Annotated in this window: 4 protein-coding genes; 3 read left to right on the forward strand and 1 reads right to left on the reverse strand. The window is 36.0% G+C overall.

The window, feature by feature from the left end; all coding sequences use genetic code 11:
- The first annotated feature begins 10 nt into the window (after positions 1-10).
- Positions 11-154, forward strand: coding sequence for a putative quinol monooxygenase (locus AC1DG9_RS25205; protein ID WP_477635479.1), 144 nt, complete (start codon positions 11-13; stop codon positions 152-154).
- Between the two features lie 44 nt (positions 155-198).
- Positions 199-1,182, forward strand: a complete 984-nt coding sequence (locus AC1DG9_RS25210; protein WP_477635477.1) for an aldo/keto reductase — start codon at positions 199-201, stop codon at positions 1,180-1,182.
- A gap of 39 nt (positions 1,183-1,221) precedes the next feature.
- On the opposite strand, the gene AC1DG9_RS25215 is transcribed toward AC1DG9_RS25210, so the two are convergent.
- Positions 1,222-1,677: a low affinity iron permease family protein gene (locus AC1DG9_RS25215; RefSeq protein WP_172663159.1), complete on the reverse strand. Its 456-nt coding sequence runs from the start codon at positions 1,675-1,677 to the stop codon at positions 1,222-1,224.
- A 181-nt stretch (positions 1,678-1,858) separates the two neighbouring features.
- Here AC1DG9_RS25215 and AC1DG9_RS25220 point away from each other — a divergent pair.
- Positions 1,859-3,444 (forward strand): GAF domain-containing protein (locus AC1DG9_RS25220; RefSeq protein WP_477635478.1); only part of this gene is annotated, 1,586 nt, incomplete at its 3' end.

The raw sequence follows: 3,444 nt of genomic DNA on the forward strand, positions 1-3,444 counted from the left end.
CGATCCTGCTTTGTTTATTTTTCATGAAGAATGGGCAAGCAAAGAAGCCCTGGAATTGCATAACCAAACAGCTCATATCAATAAATTTATTAAGGATTCTGTTGACATTATTGATGGCACTGTCGTTATACATGAAACTGATAAACTTGCCTAATATTAAATAGCTATCTCTGATAGCACAATAAAAAGAATAAAAAAATGGAATATAGAAAATTAGGAAAAACAGATTTAAACTTATCTGCTATTACTTACGGCGCCTTTGCAATAGGTGGCAATATGTGGGGAGGAAATGAGAAACAAGATTCTATTGATGCTGTTCATGCATCTTTAGATCATGGTGTTACAAGTTTAGACACTGCTCCTTTTTATGGCTTTGGCTTAAGCGAAGAACTTATTGGCCAGGCAATTAAAGGTAAAGACAGAAGTAAAATTCAGCTATTAAGCAAATTCGGTTTAGTTTGGGATGGTAGCAATAACGGAAAAGGTGAGTTCTTTTTTGATGCTAACGACAATGGAAAAACCATACCCGTTTATAAATATGCAGCAAAAGAAAACATCATTAAAGAAGTTGAGGAAAGCTTAAAACGTTTGGGTACAGACTACCTAGATTTACTACAGTTACACTGGCCAGATGCTACAACACCTATAAGTGAAACTATGGAAGCATTGGAAAGCCTTATCCAACAAGGAAAAATCAGAGCTGCCGGGGTAAGTAATTATAGCCTGGAGCAGTTAAAAGAAGCAGAAGAGTCAATCCAACTGGCTTCTAATCAGCTTTCTTACAGTATGCTTAACRGGACAATTGAAAAAGATGTAATTCCATACACCATAGCAAACAACGTTGGAATTATTGCCTATAGCCCTTTAGAAAGAGGTTTGCTTACCGGTAAATACTTCAAAAACGCTACCTTAAAATCGGATGATCATAGAAATGGTTACTTTGGCCAATTCGATCCTGAAAAGGTAAAGTCATTTCTAAATGCCATAGAGCCTTTAGCGATCAGCAAAAATGCCTCTTTATCACAATTGGTTTTAAGGTGGACAACGTTACAACCTGGTATAACCATAGTACTGGCAGGTGCCAGAAATACAAATCAGGCAGTAGATAATGCGAAAGCAATTAACATCTCTCTTAGTGAAGATGAATTGGCTTTTATTAATAAAGAGCTAGAAAAACTTTAATTCAGATTTTATAGCTAAGCTACAAAAAGAGCCTTCCACTTATTCAAGTGCTCTTTTTTCTTTTTTAACCCTATGCAAAGTTACCGCTGCATCAATAGAGTGAGAGGTATGAATATCATTATCGGCCTCAGATATATCAGAAAGTTTTTGATAGTATTTATGAAGAACATCCAGCTCTGATTCCGTTAAATCCTCAATATCAACCATCCTGTTGCTGGCATGTCTGCTTGCAGCTATCAATTCGTTTAACTTAAGCTGAATGGCTTTGGAATCTTTATTTTGAGATTTTTGGATAAGGAAAACCATTAAAAAAGTAATTATTGTGGTCCCTGTATTGATAACAAGTTGCCAGGTATCTGAATAATTAAAAATGGGCCCTGAAAGTATCCATACAATCACAATTAGAAATGCTACACCGAAAGCTACCGGACTCCCTGTCCAGTTTGTAATTTTTGTAGATGCCTTTTCAAAGAAATTTCCTGAAGTGTTTTTCATAATGAGTAATGATTTTTAATAGTTAAAACCTTAATTAAATCTAATCAAATAAAGCCTGTTTACTTAAATATCTTCTGCTGAAAATGAATATTTTTAAATAAATTTGAATCAGAATGTTACATATTGACTTTTAAGACATCTAAAGTCAGTACCTTCATCCTAATGAAGTAAAATATCCGAAATGAAAAAAGTTATCCTAGACGTTTCTGGAAATAAAGCACATTCACTTGAAGTTGATTCGGCAATCTCTTTCAGTCCCTTTATTAAGTACCTGAGAGGAAGAGTAAAAGGCGAGAAAACTGTTAAAGGTGCATTATATAGATCAGCTCTTAAAGAGTTTAAAAAATATAATATTGAAGAAGCGGAAATCCCACTTGAAAGCATACATGATTATGAAAGCTTGCTCGAAAACATGTACGCGTGCCTTACCCCAGCACTTGCAACTGAGGATAAATTGGCCTGGGGACTTTGCTTCCCATTACAGCCTATAACATTTTATGGTACAGACCTTATGTACGAGTTGCTGGAAAATAAGAAAAATGACCAGGATTCGTATGTGGTTTCTAAAACCCCTGCCGACTACCATAAAGAGCGCCTGCAGTTGGTTTATTCGTTTATTTTAAAGGAACTTTACAATTTTCATGTACCTGTAAAAACACATCAGTATCATGCAGGTATCAAAACTGACACAGGGCTTTTAGGTTATTTTCATGTAAATCTTAATACAGATTTTATAGAAGTTACGCCGAAAGGTGAATTACCACCACTCAATTTCAGAGAACTTCAACAATACATAGGAGAAGGCTCAAGTTATGAAATATTGGAAAAAATATTGCCACTCGATCTTTTCCGTTTTAGAGGTATCTCTGTAATCACTGTATCTGATGTAACCGCTATCCAGGCTGTAGAAAACATAAAAAACATTCGGCTTAACCGTACCCCTGGCGATCAGGCGGCCACATATAGTGGTGTTATTCAATCTTTAAAAACAATAGTACAAAATAACAAAATCGAGTTCGACCTGTTTCCTTTTGTAAGGGTTAACAACAAACCGGTTTATGGCAATGTAAAGGGGGGCACGGGAATATTATTTTCTGTATGGGGTGAAGATAATTTAGACCCCGAAACATTTCAGCAATATGCCGAGGGTTATACCGCCAACCCGAACTCATTCTTTTCTCCTGATATTTTGGCCGAAGATCCCGTTGTGTTTCATTGGCTTCATCATTTTGTGAAACTGGGAGTTAAGTCTCTTGCCCTCACTCCCGTTTTTTACGACCATGTAATTGTTGGTGTTTTAGCGGTACATACCTGGGAAGGTGAAACTTTTGACGAGAAAATACTTGCACTGCTGGAGCCTGCAATTGCCCCCATATCTCAGTTATTACAGATCTATATCGATGAATTTAACCTGGAGCTGGAAAATGTTATAAAAGAGAAATTTACCTCTATACAACCTTCAGTTCAATGGAAATTTAACGAGGTAGCATGGCATCATATGCATGATAAAAATAAGCATTTGCCAATTAGAAATGAAGACATCAGTTTTAAAGATGTATATCCGTTTTACGGAGCTATTGACATCAGAAACTCTACAATTGAAAGAAATACGGCCAGTAAAGCTGATTTGAGTCACCATTTAAGCCTACTTTATAAAGTGCTTGATCAGTTAAAAGATCATCACTACTCCTCTTTAATGGAAGAGATGATTTTCAATTCAAGAAAATGGCAGCAGTTGCTTTTACAAGAAACCCTAAACACTCAGGA

The organism is Pedobacter sp. 05L430 (genome assembly GCF_056397585.1).